Source organism: Pseudohalocynthiibacter aestuariivivens (assembly GCF_018457175.1).
Classification (GTDB): Bacteria; Pseudomonadota; Alphaproteobacteria; order Rhodobacterales; family Rhodobacteraceae; genus Pseudohalocynthiibacter; species Pseudohalocynthiibacter aestuariivivens.
The window spans coordinates 35,661-53,687 of sequence record NZ_JAGFNU010000012.1 but is presented as its reverse complement, the minus strand read 5'-3'; the positions used below and the strand labels follow the sequence as shown (position 1 = coordinate 53,687).

Here is an 18,027-nt window from a genome sequence, read left to right as displayed (position 1 = left end):
CTTTCAGATGGACAGCCGCGTTAGCTCTGCTTGCAATCGTGGTGCGGCAAAATCCAGAAACGCCCGAAGCTTAGGGGCAATCAAACGGTTTCGCGGGTAAACAAGATGGACCGGAACAGGGTCTGGAAGAAAATCCTCCAAAACCGTTACTAGTTTCTTCTGACGAACATGATCCGCAACCATGTAGGAGAGCGCCATGGTTATCCCATCGCCTGCAAGCGCAGCGTCTAGTGCTGAAACAGCGTCGTTCACCTCTAGCCTCGGATTGATCGCCACATGCCCTTTTGCATCTTTCGTTTTATAGTGCCACTCGCGATTTGGCATCACGCCCGTAAACCCGATCATCGCGTGTGATTTAAGATCAACTGGGTGAGATGGATGACCACGCCATGCAAGATACCCAGGGCTCGCAAAAAAAATCCTCCGCACTTCCCCAACACGACGCGTAACAAGGCTCGAATCTGGCAGCTCACCGATACGGACGGCGACATCAACCGCCTCGTCCACGAGGTTAACCACACGATCAAGGCTGATCACAGAAGCGGTAATGCGTGGATGTGCGTTTTGGAACGCGCGCACGAGCGGGGTCAAAACAAGCCGGCCAAACATCTCAGACGCCGTAATGGTCAAATGGCCCTGCGGTACACCCGTTTCACCGATCGCTTCCCGTTCTGCGAATTCGATTTCGCTTAACAATCGACGTGTGCTTTCAAGAAACCGACTTCCTGCGTCCGTGAGGCTTAAACGTCGGGTTGTGCGTGTCAGCAAGACAACACCAAGCCGCTGCTCAAGCGAGGCGATAGCACGCGTCACTGCGGGCGGAGACATACGCAAACGTTCGGCGGCTCTTGCAAAACTACCTGTATTGTTGACCGCGTCAAAAACCTCCATCTCAAGCAATCGGTCCATGATTATTCCTATTTTCGTAATAGTATAGTCAACAATAAGCTCATTATTATCTTTTTTAAAGCACCTAAATCTAAACCACGCCGACGATCAGAGCATCAGGGGCGAAACCAAGACGAAAGACCGAACGAACACACTTTCGATGAAACGCCCAAATTTGGCCGCTCAGCGCGACCACATAACCAAGAGGATCAACCTTTGACTTTTTTCAAAACGAATGGCGCTATTGGTGCTGCCTTGTTAACCCTGAACATGATGGCGGGCTTGACGCTTTCACCAAATCAAGCGCTGGCTAATTCAGAAGCCATTGACGCCTCCGCACAGTCGGAAGCAGCGGTCCACTACAAGAACGTTGAAATTGACGGGCTTGATATTTTCTACCGCGAAGCCGGCCCAAAAGACGCCCCTACCCTTTTGCTGCTGCATGGCTTTCCAACTTCATCGCAACAATATCGCAATCTGATCCCTGAGCTTTCAGATGAGTTCCATGTCATTGCTCCCGATTATCCTGGGTTTGGTCGTAGTTCGATGCCGCCTCGCGATGAATTTGACTACTCCTTCGCGTCTTATGCCAGCCTGATGGAAAGCTTCACTAAAGAACTCGGATTAGAAGATTATGCAATGTACGTCATGGATTACGGCGCTCCTGTTGGGTACCGCCTGGCGCTTTCTGAGCCTGAGAAAGTGACTGCGTTGATCATTCAAAACGGTAATGCTTACGAAGAAGGGCTATTGGAGTTCTGGGATGTGTTCAAAACCTATTGGGCTGACAACACGCAGGAAAATCGCGAACCGCTGCGTGGTTTCCTGGAAATTGGCGCGACAGAGTGGCAGTACACTCACGGAATTCCAGAGGCGAACATCAGCCTTGTAAGCCCTGACGCCTGGACGCTGGACCAAGCCTACCTGGATCGTCCCGGCAATCAGGAAATCCAGCTTGATCTGTTCTATGACTACCGCACCAACGTTGACCTGTACCCGGATTTTCAAGAGTTCTTCCGCACCTTCCAACCACCAACACTGATTGTCTGGGGCAAGAACGACGTGATTTTCCCGGCTGAAGGTGCGACACCCTATTTGCGCGATCTGCCAAATGCAGAGCTCCACCTGCTGAATGCCGGACATTTCGCTCTTGAAACAAACGGCCCTGAAATCGCTGAGAAGATTCGCGAATTTCTGGAGCGCTCGCTCATCAACTAAAATTGAGCAGGGTGCGGTGGTTTTGCTACACCCTGCTTATACCTTCTAACAACGCGTATTTCATACGCCGCTAAAACGAAACGCACGTAAAACACCTGAGGACATCTTATGGGACATAAATTTGCAGAACTTGCTTTCACCGAAACAGTCAAATCGGTTCAAGCCGCACAGGGAAGCCGTGGCAGCTATAGCCGCATGGAAGAGCGTCCTGAAGATTACAACAATGTTCTTGGTCCAAACGAAACGAACTTCATCTCAGCGCGCGACAGTTTTTACATGGCAACTGTCAGTGAAACAGGATGGCCCTATGTTCAGCACCGCGGTGGCCCAACTGGATTTGTAAAAGTTCTGGACGAGAAAACCATCACCCTGCCCGATTTTCGTGGCAACCGCCAATATGTTAGTGTTGGCAATCTTATGAAAGACGACCGTGTTTCGTTGTTCTTCATGGACTACGCGAACAAAACGCGACTGAAACTACTGGGCCGCGTCCGCATCGCCGATCTTGACGAGGTTGACCTTATCGCGCGGATCGATGTGCAAAACTACCGCGCCCGTATTGAACGGGCCTTTGTGATCACCGTTGAAGCGTTCGACTGGAACTGCCCGCAACATATTACCGAGCGTTACACATTGCCCGACATCGAAAAAAGCGTTTCAACACTCCAAAACAGAATCCAGGAACTGGAAGCGCAGGTTTCATCACTTCAAAACCCGCAAAACTAAAAGATGCCGCGGTTTCGTAATTTCGGCGTTTCATGATCACGAATCGGATTTGCAAACTTCGGTAAAAACCACTCGCCACCTAAGGAACAAACCGCTGTCGTGCCTGCAAAGCTCCTATCCTAACGCTTACTTGTCAGGGGTGCTAAGCTGATACAAGCCACGACTCGGTATGTTCTTCAGTTTTATTATGTCGTGTTTCGAGCCATCTGATTCCCCTTTCGGGCTTGCCTCAATCGAAGAATTCTTCGTGGGAAAAGATCGCATTTTGGCCTTACGTTCCGACACCCGGAGATATAGAAAAGGCTCAACGGTACACGTTGCGGCAAAGCCAAAAAATAAATTCATTAACTACAAGCATTTAATAAAGGCAAAGACACATAGGCAGGTTTGCATTTAAATGGAGCTGTCTGAGCCGAAATCGCGCCTGTGATTAATTTGCATCACGCTCAGAGCCTACGAGATAAAGAGTCTGTTTCCCCGGAACCAAAAACCTTAAGTTGCGCTGCATGTGGCACTTGAGGGCACACGAATCTCTAGAGGGATAGACACCATGAGAAACACTTTTTTATGTACAACAGCCTTAGTACTCGCGAGCGGCGTTTCTGCCTCTGCGATGGACATGGGTGGAAAAGACGTTGAAGCAGGCTCGCTGAGCCTTGGCATAGGCGGTTACTTCGAAGTACTTGCTGGTTTTGCGAACGTTGGCGGTCCAACTGTAGTAGGTCAAGACCTTGACGGTCTGGATTTCAAACAAGATGTTGAAATTCACTTCTCACCATCCATGACACTGGACAATGGTCTGACCATCGGTGCCCATGTTGAGCTTGAAGGTTCTTCCGGTACAGCTGACACCATCGACGAAGCCTACATGACCATTTCTGGTAACTTCGGTAAATTCATCCTGGGTTCAGAAAACTCCGTTGGTTACAAAATGACCGTTGCGGCACCTGATGTAACCCATATCAACGTCAACTCCGGTTCGACAACTGCGTTCGTTCCATACTCAGGAACTGCAGGTACAGCTGGCGTTTCTGTGGGTAGCGACATTTTCCGCGGCACTCTAGGTACAACATACCTTGAAAACCGTCGTAACAACGACGCTCAGCGTATTTCTTACTTCTCACCAGACTTCTCTGGCTTCAGCTTCGGTGTTTCTTACGCACGTGACGGAAATCAGGACTCAAACGGACAGTTGGATTGTAACGCAATCACTTGTGATTACATCGATCTAGCCGTTGCATACAGCGGTTCGCTCGGTGGTGGTGCAGACGTCGCTCTGTCCGCTCGTTGGGGTACTGCAAGCGCACCAGTTGGCGCCACGGACCCAGAAGTTTGGGGTGTAGGCGCTAACGTCAGCTTTAACGGCATCACCATTGGTGGTTCTTATGCAGAGCAAAAAGACACTGGTCTTAACGCACAGGACGGTGAATCTTGGGACTTCGGTGTCGCTTATGCGAACGGCCCGTGGAGCTACTCGCTGACCTACATCCACGGTGAAAACGACGACAACGAAAACTATATCGCTGTTGGCGCCGCAAACCCAATCGAAGAGCTGGACCAAGTCCTTCTTGGTGCAACCTACCGGTTTAACAGCAACTTCGCTATGGGTGGTTATATCGCTGACGTCGATTTCGACGAGCAAGTGTCTGACGGTGGTGCCGGTACTGGTGACGACGTAGACGGTACAATCGTTGGTATCAGCATGCGTCTTGATTTCTAATCAGACCCACGCAATCGTTATAAGAAAGGGGGGCTTTCGCCCCCCTTTTTTTTGTATATATAGACTGTCACAGTAACAAAACTTTCGAGCATCATGAAATCTATTGTCTGGCTTGCCTCTTACCCAAAATCAGGAAATACGTGGCTACGTGCCTTTCTGGGTAATTATATTTTTGATCGCGACGAACCGATCCCGATCAACAAGCTGCACCGAATTGGTATGGGGGACGCGAGCGCGAATGCCTATCAAATGGTCTCAAAAACACCGTTTGATGGCGACGACCCACAGCAATCAGCACATCTGCGCCACGCTGTTTTGCAAGGTATCGTAAACAACAAAGCTGATGTAAATCTGGTTAAGACACACAATGAAAACGGCATGGCGTTTGGCGTTCAGTTAATGCCACCGAAATTCACCCGCGCTGCTGTCTACATCATGCGCAATCCGCTGGATATGATCGTGTCCTATGCCAGCCACTATGGTTTGCCGATGGATAAAGCAATCTTTACGACTTCAAGCAACCAGAATGCACTTAAAGGCGGAAAAGAGAACGCCTATCAGTTTCTGGGAAGCTGGTCGAACCATGTTGTGGGCTGGACGAGGGAGAAAAAATTTCCCGTTCTTACAATCCGTTACGAGGACATGAAAAAGGACCCGCACGGGACATTTGACCGCGTGATCAAACACGTTGGCTTACCAGACGGCAAAGAACGTTTGGAAAAAGCGATCAGGTTCTCGGACTTTAAAACCCTGAGCAAGCAAGAAACTGAATCCGGATTCATCGAAAACTCGCGAAATCAAGAACGCTTTTTTCGAAAAGGTAAAACCGACCAATGGAAAACTGAACTTACCCAAGAGCAGGTTGACCAGATGATACGGTATCATGGCAGAGTCATGAAAAAATTTGGGTATCTGGAATGAATTCAATGAGAAGAATTGTCTGGCTCGCGTCTTTTCCTAAATCCGGAAATACGTGGACTCGTGCCTTTTTAGGTAGTTATCTTTCTCCTCCCGGGCAGGCAGTTTCAATAAACGAATTATCATCAATAACAACATTTGATGCGCGCCAGGATTGGCATGACCTCGCGATTGGGAAGCCTTTTGTCGGTAAGACGCTTGATGACTCTCTGGTTTTGCGGCCTAAGATTCAAAGAATGATTGCTGCATCCAGACCCGGAAGCCGTTTTGTTAAAACCCATTCTAAAATGGGGCGCGTCGGGGAAGTTGATCTGATCTTGCCTGAAGTAACGGCTGCTGCGATTTACATTATGCGGAATCCATTCGATGTCTCTGTCTCTTACGCAAGGCACAACAATCTTTCAGTCGATGACGCAATCCAACGCATGTGTGATCCGATGAACCTTAACTCAACAGAAACGCTAATCTTTGACTGCCTTGGCCGATGGGATGAGCATATACAGGGCTGGACAACAGCTCCCGGTCTAGCGCGGCACGTCATGCGTTATGAAGATATGGTGGAGAACCCCAAAAAAGCGTTTCAGGGACTTCTTGCTTTCCTAAAAGTGCCTATCGACCCAAAAAAACTTCGCCATTCTCTAAAAGCAACTTCGTTCAAAGAACTGCAAAGACAAGAACGCCAAAAAGGTTTCAAAGAAAAACCAAAGCACGCAAAGTCTTTTTTTGTCTCTGGAAAAGCCGGTGGCTGGAAAGACGAACTGACTGTCGAGCAAGTTGAAACCTTACGCACTGAATTCGCAGATACTTTGGAAAAATACTTTCCTGAGGTCGTTAAAGAGGCGGACGCGTTTATCGCGCAGGAAAATCCTGTCCAGTAGGGATTTTTCCTGAACGCTTTCGCAGTTTTCAGAAGGTTCCACAGAGTGCGGCGCGGGCTTTGGAACTTTCTCATCGCGACACCTCCCCTGTTTTTACTTATACCATGTCTTAGAGAGGTGCCTGAATGGATGAGCTTGATCTCAAAATACTTGCGCTTGTGCAGGACGACGCAAGACAGACCGCTGAGAGGATAAGCGATCTTATTGGGTTGTCTCCGACAGCTATCCAAAAACGACTAAAGAAGCTACGCGACTCCAAAATCATTCAGAAAGAAATTGCTGTTCTGGATCCTGGCAAGCTTGGCCAGACAATGACAGCTGTCGTCGAAGTCTCGCTCGAACGGGAGAACCTAAGCGTTCTGGACGCTTTTAAAAAACGAATGCGCAACGCCCCGCAAGTCCAGCAATGCTATTACACCACGGGCGAAGCCGATTTCATTCTTGTTGTGGTCGTAAAAGATATCAAAGCATATGAAACTTTTACGCATGAATATTTCTTCGGAACCCCAGAGATCAGCAAATTCAAAACCTCAATCGTGATGGACCGGGTTAAAGTCTCACTCAACGTCGACATACAGAAATAAAAAATCTGACAAGCTGAGTGTTAGCCCTTGACCTTCCAGTTGCTGGAATGCCTATCTCTAGGCTACCAATCAATGTTCTGGAGAGCATCGTGTCCGGCATCAAGAAAACAGATTTTCAACTAGAAGGCATGTCCTGCGCATCCTGTGTCGGGCGTGTTGAAAAGGCGTTACGCTCGATCCCCGGCGTGTCAGAAGCGAACGTTAACCTTGCACGCGAAAGCGCCAGCGTAAGCTACAGCGCACCGGCCTCGCTTTCACAAGTCAGCCAAGCGCTGTCAGCCGCAGGTTATCCACTTGTCGCGGATTCAATAACATTTGAAATCAATGGGATGACGTGCTTCTCTTGTGTTGGGCGCGTCGAAAAGGCGCTTCTCGCAAAAACTGGGGTTGTTGACGCAAGCGTAAATCTGGCCAGCGAAACGGCTTTGATCCGTTACATTCCCGGCGAAATCACAATCAGTGAGCTTTCAGAACTGTTGGTAGAAACGGGATACCCCGGAACACCTGCAGAAGAGAATCTTCAGCCTACAGTTGATCGAAAATTGGCTGAAATTGAGCAGTTGCAACGCGTCACGCTAATTGCAGCAGCGCTTGCCCTGCCTGTGTTTGTTATCGAAATGGGGGGTCATCTGATCCCGCAGATCCACGCTTGGATCAGCCAGACGCTTGGCCATCAAACCAGTTGGATCATTCAGTTTCTGCTAACCAGCGCCGTTTTACTTGGCCCTGGACGCAGTTTTTATACCAAAGGGTTTCCCGCCCTTTTCAAGGGGACGCCTGACATGAATTCGCTCGTCGCTCTGGGAACCAGTGCGGCTTATGGGTTTTCCATCGTCTCAACCTTTTTCCCAAGCCTGCTGCCCAGTGGTTCGCAAAATGTTTACTACGAGGCAGCAGCCGTCATCGTCGTGCTAATTTTGCTTGGCCGCCTGCTTGAAGCGCGCGCAAAGGGCCGCACTGGTGCCGCTATTCGGCGCCTCCTGCAGCTTCAACCGAAAACCGCCCGGGTTATGGTAGATGGCAAACTGGAAGAGCGGTCTGTCGACGCATTGGTTGTGGGTGATATTGTTGAAACGCGCCCTGGGGAACGCATCGCAATTGACGGGGAAATCACCGAAGGCAGCTCTTTTGTCGATGAAAGCATGATTTCGGGGGAGCCGGTTCCTGTCCAAAAACAAACTGGCGACGCTGTTATTGGCGGCACAGTCAACACTACGGGCGCTTTTCTTTTCAAGGCAACGAAAATCGGCAAAGACACGATGCTTGCGCAGATCGTGCAGATGGTTTCCGATGCGCAGGGTGCTAAACTACCAATTCAAAGCCTGGTAGACCGCATCACCGCTTGGTTTGTACCAGCTGTGTTGGCTGCTGCGGCTGTAACAATACTGGTCTGGCTTCTGATAGGGCCATCACCGGCACTGCAATTTGCGTTGGTTACTGGGGTGGCGGTGCTGATCATCGCCTGTCCTTGCGCCATGGGCCTTGCAACACCCACTTCAATTATGGTGGGCACGGGGCGTGCTGCTGAACTGGGCGTCCTTTTTAAGAAGGGTGACGCCCTGCAAATTCTGCAAGACGTTGATGTTGTCGCCTTTGATAAAACCGGCACGTTGACTGAAGGGCAACCCAGGCTGACAAATATCATGGTCGCCGAGGGCTTTGAGGAAAGCGATTTCCTGAGACTTGTCGGAGCCGCCGAAACAAAGTCAGAGCATCCCATAGCCACAGCCATAGTTAATGCAGCCCGTAGAGAAAACGATGAACTGCCAAAACCCGAAAACTTTCTGTCTGTAACCGGTTATGGGGTTGGGGCCCGTGTCGAAGGAAAAGAGCTTCTGGTTGGTGCCGATCGTCTGCTCCGCCAACAGGGTATTGATCTTGCAGGGTTTGAGGACATCGCAAAGGCGTGGGCAGAACGGGGAAAAACACCCCTCTTCGCAGCAATAGATGGCCAGATCGCCGGTGCCCTTGCTATTGCAGACCCTATCAAGCCATCAACTCCCAGCGTGATCGGGGCGCTTCACAAGCTCGGATTGAAAGTTGCTATGATTACGGGCGACAACCAGGCAACCGCGAATGCAATCGCAGATGAGCTTGGCATTGATTACTTCTCAGCGGAGATTCTGCCAGATGGGAAGGTCGCAGCGCTGAAATCCTTTGCCGAACAGGGCCTAAAAGTTGCCTTCGTCGGTGACGGAATTAACGATGCGCCTGCGTTGGCTGCGGCGGATGTAGGTATCGCGGTTGGGACCGGAACAGATATTGCGATTGAAGCGGCGCATGTGGTGCTTATGTCGGGTGACTTAGCTGGTGTCGCAAACGCATTCGACGTTAGCCAAAGGACCATGCGTAACATTCGTCAGAACCTGTTCTGGGCATTTGGGTACAATGTTCTTTTAATCCCGGTTGCTGCCGGCGTTCTTTACCCGGTGAACGGAATGTTGTTGTCCCCGGTTCTGGCCGCAGGCGCCATGGCATTTTCAAGCGTTTTTGTACTGAGCAATGCGCTAAGGCTCCGGTGGATGAACCCAATGAGTTTAAAAGTGTCTCCGACACCTTATGGGGGCACGAAAATTCCGTCCCCTGCCGAGTGAACAGGAAAAACAAACAGGAACTGGCTGATGAATATAGGACAAGTCGCTGAACGAACGAACCTGCCCGCTAAAACCATCCGGTACTACGAAGATATCGGGCTTGTGAAACCGATGCGAACAGAAAACGGCTACCGCGCTTTTCGGGACACGGATCTTCACAAGTTGACCTTTCTGGGGCGTGCCCGTGCCCTTGGTTTTTCAATCGAGGATTGCCGCGCCCTACTTGCGCTCTACGAAGATCAAAGCCGCGCGAGCGCGGACGTTAAACGCTTGGCGACAGAGCATCTTGTTGAAATTGAAAGTAAAATTACAACGCTGCAAATTATGCATGACACGCTTTCAACTTTGGTGAAATCCTGCGCCGGGGATGATCGGCCAGATTGCCCAATTCTGAAAGGTCTGTCATCTAAAGAAGAGATTCACCGCAAAAACAATGACTGAATCAATACTTCTGACACCGAACAGCGCATCAAGAGTGAATTTTGAAATTGTTCGGAAGATGTCTATTCAGCATCGCTGAATGTTCAATTTAGTCCGAAATTTTCAGACCACAAATGACACCCGCAGCAACATATCCAATCCAACTATTTAGCGAGGGAGATGAAATTCAAGACTCATGCTCATTGCGCAAAACAGTCAATTCACTTCGACTGCTATTGTCGGCAGTGTCGAGTACGGGCGGCGGGTTCGTTAAGGCTTTACGCTTCAGTCCATAGTGTGAATACTGAGGAGTAAGGACTGCGACTGTAGTATTTCGGCAGGAATAGGTGCCGGTCAATAATATTGATATCGGAAGTCTGACTATAGATCATAGCCAAACTTTGTTATCCATTTTTCGACCTTATCAAAGTATTTCTCCAGATGCTCTTGGTAGTTTTTCCAGCGATAACTTGCTGTTTTGTATAAAGGTTGAACAACCTGTGCGTAGCTCGGGGTGTTAATTTGAGCTCGTTTAAGAGCCGTAGTTTGATAATTCGTTAAGCCCTCTTCCCAATCCAAATCTAAAAAATTCAGAAGGTTCGAGACTTCGAGTTGTAAATCATTCACTAAATCTTCGTATCGAATCCTGTGAACCTTCAAAGAGTAACGTTCTTCGCTTATCTCTAGAACACTCATCGCCAAACAATAAAAATCAACGATTCGACCTAACTCGACCATATTTGCCATTGGCGGATTTAGTCTGAAATTTTGCATCCAACAACTTAAGATACTGTCCAAAGGATGTCGAAGAGCTAGTATGTACTTAGCATTCGGAAAAACCTGATGGATAAGTGGGATTTCTATAATGTTGAGTGGTAATTTATCAATGACACAAGGCCGATTTTTCGAAGACAAGTGTTTCTCGAGTTCCTCAAAATAAACTCGGCTTGCCGTCTCCACATTATCATATTTAATATTTTCACTATCGACGATATTTGATGCAGTATTTAGGTGGTTTTTAACTTTGTTCACCATCGGCTGTTCTTCAACCACATCAATTTTTGAATGAGTTCTCAAAATGGTATCAAGAAGCGTTGTTCCTGATCTTGGAAAGCCTACTAAAAATGTGGGCTGAGGCCACGTTGCTTGAAACGTATTTTTTACGTAAGGTTTCGTCGTAGACTGTTTAAGTTGGCTAACTTTATCGGCAAGCTTATCGAAGTAAACTCCTGGATTTTGACTTTTGCAATCTAAAGACTCGCTGATCAACTTATTCATTTGAGCAAAAGCAGAAAAAGCTGCCTTAAAATCTTGACGTTCATGAAAACACTGAGCCTTTAACTTTAGAAACGCTGGTTTTCTTTTGTCGAAAATTTGATCGATTTCGATTGAGTCAATTATTTGGAAGCATTTCTCGTAATCCTTTGACCTGAACTCAATAAGCGCCTCAAAAAACAATAGATCGCCTGGCATTTGGCTAAATATGCTTTTTGCTTCAGCAATGACTTGGCTAGCTTCGTCCAGCCGATTGCTCTTCTCAAAAAGTTCGCATTGATTATTATGGGCTTCAGTCAGGTCTGGTTTAACCTTTAGAGCCTGCTTGTAGCTGTCTATGGCTGCCTCTGGGTCACCCAAATCCTTAAGGGCGTTCCCCATATTGCTATGGGCCTCCGCGTAGTCAGGTCTAATCTTGAGAGCCTGTTTGTAACTGTCGATGGCCGCCTCTAGATCACCCATTTCCTTTAGGACTTTTCCCATATTGTAATAGGCTTCAGCAAATCTAGGTTTAAGCTTGAGAGCTTGTTTGTAGCTGTCTATTGCCACACCTAGATCACCCTTATCTTGCTGGGCATTCCCCATATTGCTGTAGGCCTCAGCATAGTCAGGATTAAGCTTGAGAGACTGTTTGTAACTTTCTATGGCCGCCTCTAGGTCACCCTTGTTCTTGAGGGCGTTTCCCAAATTGCTATAGGCCTCAGCATAATCCGGCTTAATCTTGAGAGCTTGTTTGTAGCTGTCTATGGCTGAATCGATGTCACCCTTGTTCCTGAGGGCGTTCCCCATATTGCTATAGGCCTCAGCATAATCCGGCTTAATCTTAAGAGCTTGTTTGTAGCTGTCTATGGCTGCGTCGAATTGCCTTAAACCCGCATTTGCCGCCCCCAACACATTGTACAGCGTCGCTGAGTTACGGTATTGTTCCAGCATCTGCATCGCGACCAGCAGTACCTGTTGAAGCTGCCCCTGACTGTAGAGATTAATCAGGAATTGTATCTGATCCTGTGGAGGCTCTTGGTTGTTAAATCCTTTGCGAACAACTCCTCCGGTTAGAGTCTTGATCCCATCTAAAGCTTTCTTATTGTCTGGAAACTTGTCGAGGATATCTTGATATATGCTCTTTGCCTCTGCCGCAGATCCTTCTTTGGCCTTCTGTTTGGCCAGCGAGATGGCTTGATCAAGCTCTATAGTGTCTAAGAAATTGGTTTCTGATTGGCGTGAATTATCAGCGTCTGATGTAGTGCCTGCGTCGTTTTCAATTTTCTGGTTAAGTCTTTGCTCAAGTTTTGCAAACGCCTCACCCTTAGCCCCCCTTTTTTTAGCCTGGTCAAGAACGCCCTTCGCTTCAACTGTTCTACCCAATTTAACGAGAGCAGCAGCATAACTCAGCCAGTACTGGGCTATAGAAGGATTTGCTTCCAAAGCGGTTTTAAGAAACGGCAACGCTTCTTGCACCTTACCAACACCAACCGCCAATATCCCCATGTTGTGATTAGCACCAGGATGTTTTGGCTGTGATTGTAGGACTGCTGTATAAAACTTGTTTGCTTCCTGAACTTGTCCCGACCTGTGGGCCGCGATGCCTTTCTTCAGAGCTTCATCTATCGTTAGTTCCATAAAGCATTCCGTTTACTATAGTTCGCCGCACCGTAGCATGCGTGAGACGCTTATTAAATATCGTGTAAATCAAGAATAGTGGGCTAGGCAGTTGACGGTGACGTGGCGAACGAGGGGTGTCCCGGCCAATTCGCGTGTTGATGCTAGTTGAACCTCAAATGTCAGGGTAATTCAGACCTAAAAGGGGAGAATACAAGTGCAGGAATGGAGAAGAAATTCTTTGTGAAATTGGTCAATATTTATATATATTTGCTTTTTGTGGTGCGGGCGGCGGGACTTGAACCCGCACGGCCATACGGCCTCCAGATTTTAAGTCTGGTATGTCTACCATTCCATCACGCCCGCATCTGGCGTTGTTTTAGGTTTTTAAACCCACCAACAACTTAGTCCATAATGGGAAATTCATCGGGTCACAATAGCTGTAAGGCCCACTGATTAAACCTTAAATCAAGACAGCATTTGTTCTGTTGTTTCTGTGCACATTTAGTCATCGATGGAACACGCAATTTATAGAAAACTTTCAGAAGAGACCGGTAAAAGCAAAGCGCCTTACAGTTCTTCACCCCTTGGCTCTATCAATAGGCTGCGCTCCGGCAACCAGGGATTAAGCTCTAACGCGTCTCGTAAAATGGATTGCGCGACTTCTGTCCGCCCTAGCCCCATAAGTGTTAGCGCAAGACCGGCTTTTGCGGCAATATGATCAGGAGACAATTCCAACGCATGCTCCAGATCTTCGAGCGCACCAGCAAAATCCTGTCGCAGAAACTGTACAAAAGCACGCTGGTTGTAGCCCTCGGCGTAGTCAGGACAATAGGTTACCAATTCATTAAACGCTTCATTTGCTGCTTCAAAGTTATACTCTGCGCGTTTCCGCATCCCGCGATCAAGCAGCGCCTGCGCGCGGGCGTCTGGCGCATTTGCCCAAATCTCCCACAAATCCCGACTGATCTCGCGTGCTGTCATTTCATTTGGCGCGATGCGTATGGCTGCCATTAGTTCCGCCAAACGTGTTTCATCGTGCTCAACCGGCGGACATGTCTGTGCCTCAACCGGGGCAGACATTAAAAGGGTCAACAATATCCAACGCATACCAACAGACTGCCAAATTTGAATTAATCGTCAAGTCACGGTTTTGAGACCATCTTCTTTCACAGCCTGCATCGCAACATAGGTCGACGTGCTGGACACATAAGGCAAAACCGAAATTTTTTCTGCTAAAACAGAGCGATAGCTGCGCATATCACGCGCGCGAACTTTTAAAAGATAGTCAAAATTCGCCGCCAGCATGTGACATTGCTCTATTTCCGGCACTGCGATTACCGCTTTGTTAAACGCTTCAAGCGCTGCTTCCCTTGTATCTGTCAGGCGCACCTCGACAAAGGCAACGTGATCAAGACCAAGCCGGATCGGATCCAAAAGCGCACGATACCCTCGGATGAAACCATCTTCTTCCAGCCGCTTAAGGCGTGCTTGCGTCGGCGATTTTGACAATCCAATACGTCGCGAAAGCTCGGTAACGCTCATCCGGCCATTCGACGACATTTCAGAAAGAATCGCGTGGTCAAATTTATCCAAACCAATTTCAATCATTTTCCCGCCATTTCAACAAAATTTAGTTATTCTTCCTTCAATATATCATATTACAGCGAAAACGACTTTGTAAGCAGTGATATCCTAGTCAAAATTCAGAGTTAGTGGGAATCATCATGTCTGCTACAAGCCTTGGCGCCCTCCGCAAAACAATCGATGCAAATACATACGCAGATGAGCAGAAAAAACTGCTCGAACTTTTGAAAATTGCAAATCTGTCCGAAACGGATCGGACAAATATTGTAGAGCTTGCCACCACGCTGGTGCGCGACATCCGCTGTTCTGCGAAACCGGGCCTCATGGAAGTGTTTCTGGCGGAGTACGGTCTTTCGACTGACGAAGGTGTCGCGCTTATGTGTTTGGCTGAGGCTCTGTTGCGGGTTCCGGATGCGGATACAATTGATGCGTTGATCGAAGATAAGATTGCGCCCTCTGACTGGGGCAAACACCTTGGTCATTCTTCATCTTCTTTGGTCAACGCGTCCACATGGGCGCTGATGCTGACTGGTAAGGTTCTTGATGATGATGAACCCGGCATTGCACGCCACCTGCGCGGCGCCATTAAGCGGCTCGGCGAGCCTGTGATCCGCACCGCAGTTGCGCGTGCAATGAAGGAAATGGGGCGTCAGTTTGTGCTGGGGGAAAGCATCACCTCCGCAATGAAACGCGCGGAAGGGATGGAAGAAAAAGGCTATACCTATTCCTACGATATGCTGGGCGAAGCTGCCCGCACAGAAGCTGACGCACGCCGCTATCATCTGTCGTATTCACGCGCGATTTCCGCTATTGCAAACGCCTGTAATTCCGACGATATCCGCGAAAACCCCGGCATTTCTGTCAAGCTTTCAGCGTTGCATCCCCGCTATGAAGTCGCCCATCACGCGCGTGTTATGGAAGAGCTTGTGCCACGCGTTCGCGCGCTTGCAGGTCTCGCAAAATCCGCTGGTATGGGCTTTAACATCGACGCGGAAGAAGCTGATCGTCTTGCACTTTCTCTGGATGTGATCGAGGCAGTGCTGTCTGATCCCACACTCGCGGGCTGGGACGGGTTTGGTGTTGTTGTTCAATCCTTTGGTCAGCGTGCCAGCCACGTAATCGATTTCCTTTATGCCCTATCTGAAAAACTGGATCGTCGCATCATGGTACGCCTTGTGAAAGGTGCATACTGGGATACCGAGGTGAAGCTTGCTCAGGTCAACGGGATGGCTGGTTTTCCGGTCTTCACCCGCAAAGCGTCGACCGATGTGAGCTATATCGCCAATGCACGCAAATTGCTTGGCATGACAGACCGGATCTATCCGCAGTTCGCTACTCATAATGCCCATACAGTTGCCGCTGTACTTCATATGGCAACAGATACGCGCACATTTGAGTTTCAGCGTTTGCACGGTATGGGCGAACGTTTGCACGACATCGTGCTGGCAGAGAATGGTACCCGTTGCCGTATTTATGCCCCTGTCGGCGAGCACCGCGATTTGCTGGCCTATCTCGTGCGCCGACTGCTTGAAAACGGTGCGAACAGCAGTTTCGTCAACCAAATTGTTGACGAAGATGTCCCGCCGTCGGTTGTTGCGGCTGATCCGCTGACTGAGGTTGAAGACTATCTTGATGCGCCCGAAAACCCCGCGCTTCAGACCGGCCCAAATCTGTTTGGCGACAGCCGCAAGAACTCTCGTGGTTGGGACCTTGCACATAAACCTGAACTTGTCGCGATCGACAAGGCGCGCAATCCGCACCTATCCGCAACCTTCGTGTCTAAACCACTCATTTCTGGTGTCTTGGAAAAAAGCAAACTATTGCCAGTACTCAATCCATCTGACCCAACAGATACTGTGGGCACAGTTCAACAGGCGACTGCGGCTGACGTTGCCACAGCACTGTCCGCTGCAACACCGTGGAAGGCAGATGCGAGCGAACGCGCGGAAATCCTGTGTCGCGTTGCGGACCTCTATGAGGAAAACTTTGGAAAACTTTTTGCGCTTCTCAGCCGCGAAGCCGGGAAAATCCAGCTCGATGTTGTTGGTGAACTGCGTGAAGCTGTTGATTTTCTGCGGTTTTATGCTGCAGAATCTCTTAAACAAAACGCGTCCTCTGCAGGTCTTTTCACCTGCATTTCGCCCTGGAACTTTCCGCTCGCCATTTTCACCGGGCAAATCTCTGCAGCGCTTGCCGCAGGCAATGGCGTTCTTGCGAAACCCGCTGAACAGACACCGTTGATTGCGGTAGCTGCCGTCGCGCTGTTTCACGAGGCTGGCGTTCCACGCAAGGTACTGCAATTGCTGCCGGGTGACGGGCCAACTGTGGGTGCCGCGCTAACTTCTGATCCGCGCATTTCCGGTGTCGCCTTCACAGGGTCCACTGAAACGGCGCAGATCATACGCCGAGCGATGGCTGCCAATATGGAGCCATCTGCAACGCTTATCGCTGAAACCGGCGGGCTGAACGCGATGATCGTTGATTCAACCGCCCTGCCCGAGCAAGCCGTACAAAGCATCGTCGAAAGCGCTTTTCAATCTGCGGGACAGCGGTGTTCTGCACTGCGGTGCCTCTATGTGCAGGAAGATATCGCGCCACATTTCACAAAAATGTTGTTTGGTGCAATGGACGAATTGGCAATCGGCAACCCGTGGGAGCACGCAACCGACGTGGGACCCGTGATCGATGCCGAAGCAAAAGCCGACATCGACGCATATGTGTCCAAAGCGCGGGCAGAAGGCCGCGTGATGAAAGAACTGAAATCGCCAGTTGAAGGCTTCTTCGTTGCGCCCGTCGCAATACATGTGAATAGCATTGCAGAAATGGAGCGCGAGATTTTCGGTCCCGTCCTGCATATCACAACTTTTAAATCACACGAAATCGACGATGTGGTCGCTGCAATTAACGCAACTGGATATGGTTTGACATTCGGGCTGCACACCCGCATCGATGACCGTGTGCAGCACATCGTCGAGCGGCTTCATGCTGGCAATATCTATGTAAACCGAAACCAGATTGGGGCGGTTGTCGGCTCTCAACCCTTTGGTGGTGAAGGATTATCCGGAACCGGCCCCAAGGCCGGAGGTCCACATTACCTTCCAAGGTTCTGTAAATCTAAAACGAAAGAAGTTACAGAAGCACCAACGACAATAGCAATCGCATCAGTTGTTCGAGACCTGATCAATAGCGCTACCGTGGCAACGGAACGTGGCAGCAGCCAGAACCTTCCGGGCCCAACCGGGGAATCCAACCAGTTAACACTGTCTCCCCGCGCGCCGGTCTTATGTCTTGGGCCTGGAAAATCCGCTGTGCAGGAACAGGAAAACGCAGTTCGCACCCTTGGTGGCTCAGCAGTACCTGCAGACGGGCTCGACGCAGATTCCCTTGCGACCCTAACCGGATTTTCGGGTGCGGTTTACTGGGGCTCTGACAAAGAGGCCCGTGCCTATGCAATGGCTCTTGCAACCCGCAAGGGCGCTATCTTACCGCTTGTTCGCGGATCTATCGAGGTCGCGCACGTCCAGCAGGAACGGCACGTCTGCGTTGACACCACGGCTGCGGGCGGAAACGCAGCACTGCTCGCTGAAGTCGGTTCCTCTTGACCACCGCATGAACATGGG

At 49.5% G+C, this 18,027-nt stretch carries 13 protein-coding genes and 1 tRNA gene; 9 read left to right on the top strand and 5 right to left on the bottom strand.

Going from position 1 to position 18,027, the window contains the following annotated elements; all coding sequences use genetic code 11:
- Window positions 1-3 precede the first annotated feature (3 nt).
- Window positions 4-909 carry a LysR family transcriptional regulator gene (locus tag J4E70_RS15590; RefSeq protein ID WP_213890574.1) on the bottom strand — a complete coding sequence of 302 codons (906 nt, stop codon included), beginning with the start codon at window positions 907-909 and terminating at the stop codon, window positions 4-6.
- 195 nt (window positions 910-1,104) lie between these two features.
- Here J4E70_RS15590 and J4E70_RS15585 point away from each other — a divergent pair, with 195 nt between their 5' ends.
- The 8 genes from J4E70_RS15585 (at window position 1,105) to cueR (ending at window position 9,967) form a co-directional block, all read left to right on the top strand.
- Complete coding sequence (locus J4E70_RS15585; RefSeq protein ID WP_246531792.1) at window positions 1,105-2,106, top strand: alpha/beta fold hydrolase; 1,002 nt, start codon at window positions 1,105-1,107, stop codon at window positions 2,104-2,106.
- Window positions 2,107-2,214: 108 nt separating this feature from the next.
- On the top strand, window positions 2,215-2,832 hold the full coding sequence (locus tag J4E70_RS15580) for a pyridoxamine 5'-phosphate oxidase family protein (RefSeq protein WP_213890573.1): 618 nt from the start codon (window positions 2,215-2,217) through the stop codon (window positions 2,830-2,832).
- Between the two features lie 550 nt (window positions 2,833-3,382).
- A complete protein-coding gene (locus J4E70_RS15575; RefSeq protein ID WP_213890572.1) occupies window positions 3,383-4,552 on the top strand; it encodes a porin in 1,170 nt (389 codons plus the stop codon).
- Window positions 4,553-4,645: 93 nt separating this feature from the next.
- On the top strand, window positions 4,646-5,473 hold the full coding sequence (locus J4E70_RS15570) for a sulfotransferase domain-containing protein (protein ID WP_213890571.1): 828 nt from the start codon (window positions 4,646-4,648) through the stop codon (window positions 5,471-5,473).
- Window positions 5,474-5,478: 5 nt separating this feature from the next.
- Window positions 5,479-6,348: a sulfotransferase domain-containing protein gene (locus J4E70_RS15565; protein WP_246531791.1), complete on the top strand. Its 870-nt coding sequence runs from the start codon at window positions 5,479-5,481 to the stop codon at window positions 6,346-6,348.
- Between the two features lie 125 nt (window positions 6,349-6,473).
- Window positions 6,474-6,932 carry an Lrp/AsnC family transcriptional regulator gene (locus tag J4E70_RS15560; protein ID WP_213890569.1) on the top strand — a complete coding sequence of 153 codons (459 nt, stop codon included), beginning with the start codon at window positions 6,474-6,476 and terminating at the stop codon, window positions 6,930-6,932.
- Between the two features lie 89 nt (window positions 6,933-7,021).
- Window positions 7,022-9,526: a heavy metal translocating P-type ATPase gene (locus tag J4E70_RS15555; protein ID WP_343229470.1), complete on the top strand. Its 2,505-nt coding sequence runs from the start codon at window positions 7,022-7,024 to the stop codon at window positions 9,524-9,526.
- 27 nt (window positions 9,527-9,553) lie between these two features.
- A complete protein-coding gene (cueR, locus tag J4E70_RS15550; protein ID WP_213890567.1) occupies window positions 9,554-9,967 on the top strand; it encodes a Cu(I)-responsive transcriptional regulator in 414 nt (137 codons plus the stop codon).
- Between the two features lie 360 nt (window positions 9,968-10,327).
- On the opposite strand, the gene J4E70_RS15545 is transcribed toward cueR, so the two are convergent.
- From J4E70_RS15545 to J4E70_RS15530, 4 genes are all read right to left on the bottom strand, one after another.
- Window positions 10,328-12,841: a tetratricopeptide repeat protein gene (locus J4E70_RS15545; protein ID WP_213890566.1), complete on the bottom strand. Its 2,514-nt coding sequence runs from the start codon at window positions 12,839-12,841 to the stop codon at window positions 10,328-10,330.
- 259 nt (window positions 12,842-13,100) lie between these two features.
- Window positions 13,101-13,186 (bottom strand) — tRNA-Leu (locus J4E70_RS15540).
- A gap of 204 nt (window positions 13,187-13,390) precedes the next feature.
- Window positions 13,391-13,930 carry a tetratricopeptide repeat protein gene (locus tag J4E70_RS15535; RefSeq protein ID WP_213890565.1) on the bottom strand — a complete coding sequence of 180 codons (540 nt, stop codon included), beginning with the start codon at window positions 13,928-13,930 and terminating at the stop codon, window positions 13,391-13,393.
- Between the two features lie 30 nt (window positions 13,931-13,960).
- Window positions 13,961-14,431, bottom strand: a complete 471-nt coding sequence (locus J4E70_RS15530) for an Lrp/AsnC family transcriptional regulator (protein WP_213890564.1) — start codon at window positions 14,429-14,431, stop codon at window positions 13,961-13,963.
- 116 nt (window positions 14,432-14,547) lie between these two features.
- Between J4E70_RS15530 and putA the strand changes: the two genes are divergently transcribed.
- Window positions 14,548-18,009: a bifunctional proline dehydrogenase/L-glutamate gamma-semialdehyde dehydrogenase PutA gene (gene putA, locus J4E70_RS15525; RefSeq protein ID WP_213890563.1), complete on the top strand. Its 3,462-nt coding sequence runs from the start codon at window positions 14,548-14,550 to the stop codon at window positions 18,007-18,009.
- Window positions 18,010-18,027 lie beyond the last annotated feature (18 nt).

Excerpts from the sequence above, each read along its gene's own strand:
- J4E70_RS15570 (WP_213890571.1), top strand. The coding sequence starts at position 4,646 with ATGAAATCTATTGTCTGGCTTGCCTCTTACCCAAAATCAGGAAATACG.
- J4E70_RS15530 (WP_213890564.1), bottom strand. The coding sequence starts at position 14,431 with ATGATTGAAATTGGTTTGGATAAATTTGACCACGCGATTCTTTCTGAA.
- J4E70_RS15580 (WP_213890573.1), top strand. The coding sequence starts at position 2,215 with ATGGGACATAAATTTGCAGAACTTGCTTTCACCGAAACAGTCAAATCG.
- cueR (WP_213890567.1), top strand. The coding sequence starts at position 9,554 with ATGAATATAGGACAAGTCGCTGAACGAACGAACCTGCCCGCTAAAACC.
- J4E70_RS15560 (WP_213890569.1), top strand. The coding sequence starts at position 6,474 with ATGGATGAGCTTGATCTCAAAATACTTGCGCTTGTGCAGGACGACGCA.
- J4E70_RS15545 (WP_213890566.1), bottom strand. The coding sequence starts at position 12,841 with ATGGAACTAACGATAGATGAAGCTCTGAAGAAAGGCATCGCGGCCCAC.
- J4E70_RS15575 (WP_213890572.1), top strand. The coding sequence starts at position 3,383 with ATGAGAAACACTTTTTTATGTACAACAGCCTTAGTACTCGCGAGCGGC.
- J4E70_RS15535 (WP_213890565.1), bottom strand. The coding sequence starts at position 13,930 with ATGCGTTGGATATTGTTGACCCTTTTAATGTCTGCCCCGGTTGAGGCA.
- J4E70_RS15565 (WP_246531791.1), top strand. The coding sequence starts at position 5,479 with ATGAGAAGAATTGTCTGGCTCGCGTCTTTTCCTAAATCCGGAAATACG.
- putA (WP_213890563.1), top strand. The coding sequence starts at position 14,548 with ATGTCTGCTACAAGCCTTGGCGCCCTCCGCAAAACAATCGATGCAAAT.
- J4E70_RS15590 (WP_213890574.1), bottom strand. The coding sequence starts at position 909 with ATGGACCGATTGCTTGAGATGGAGGTTTTTGACGCGGTCAACAATACA.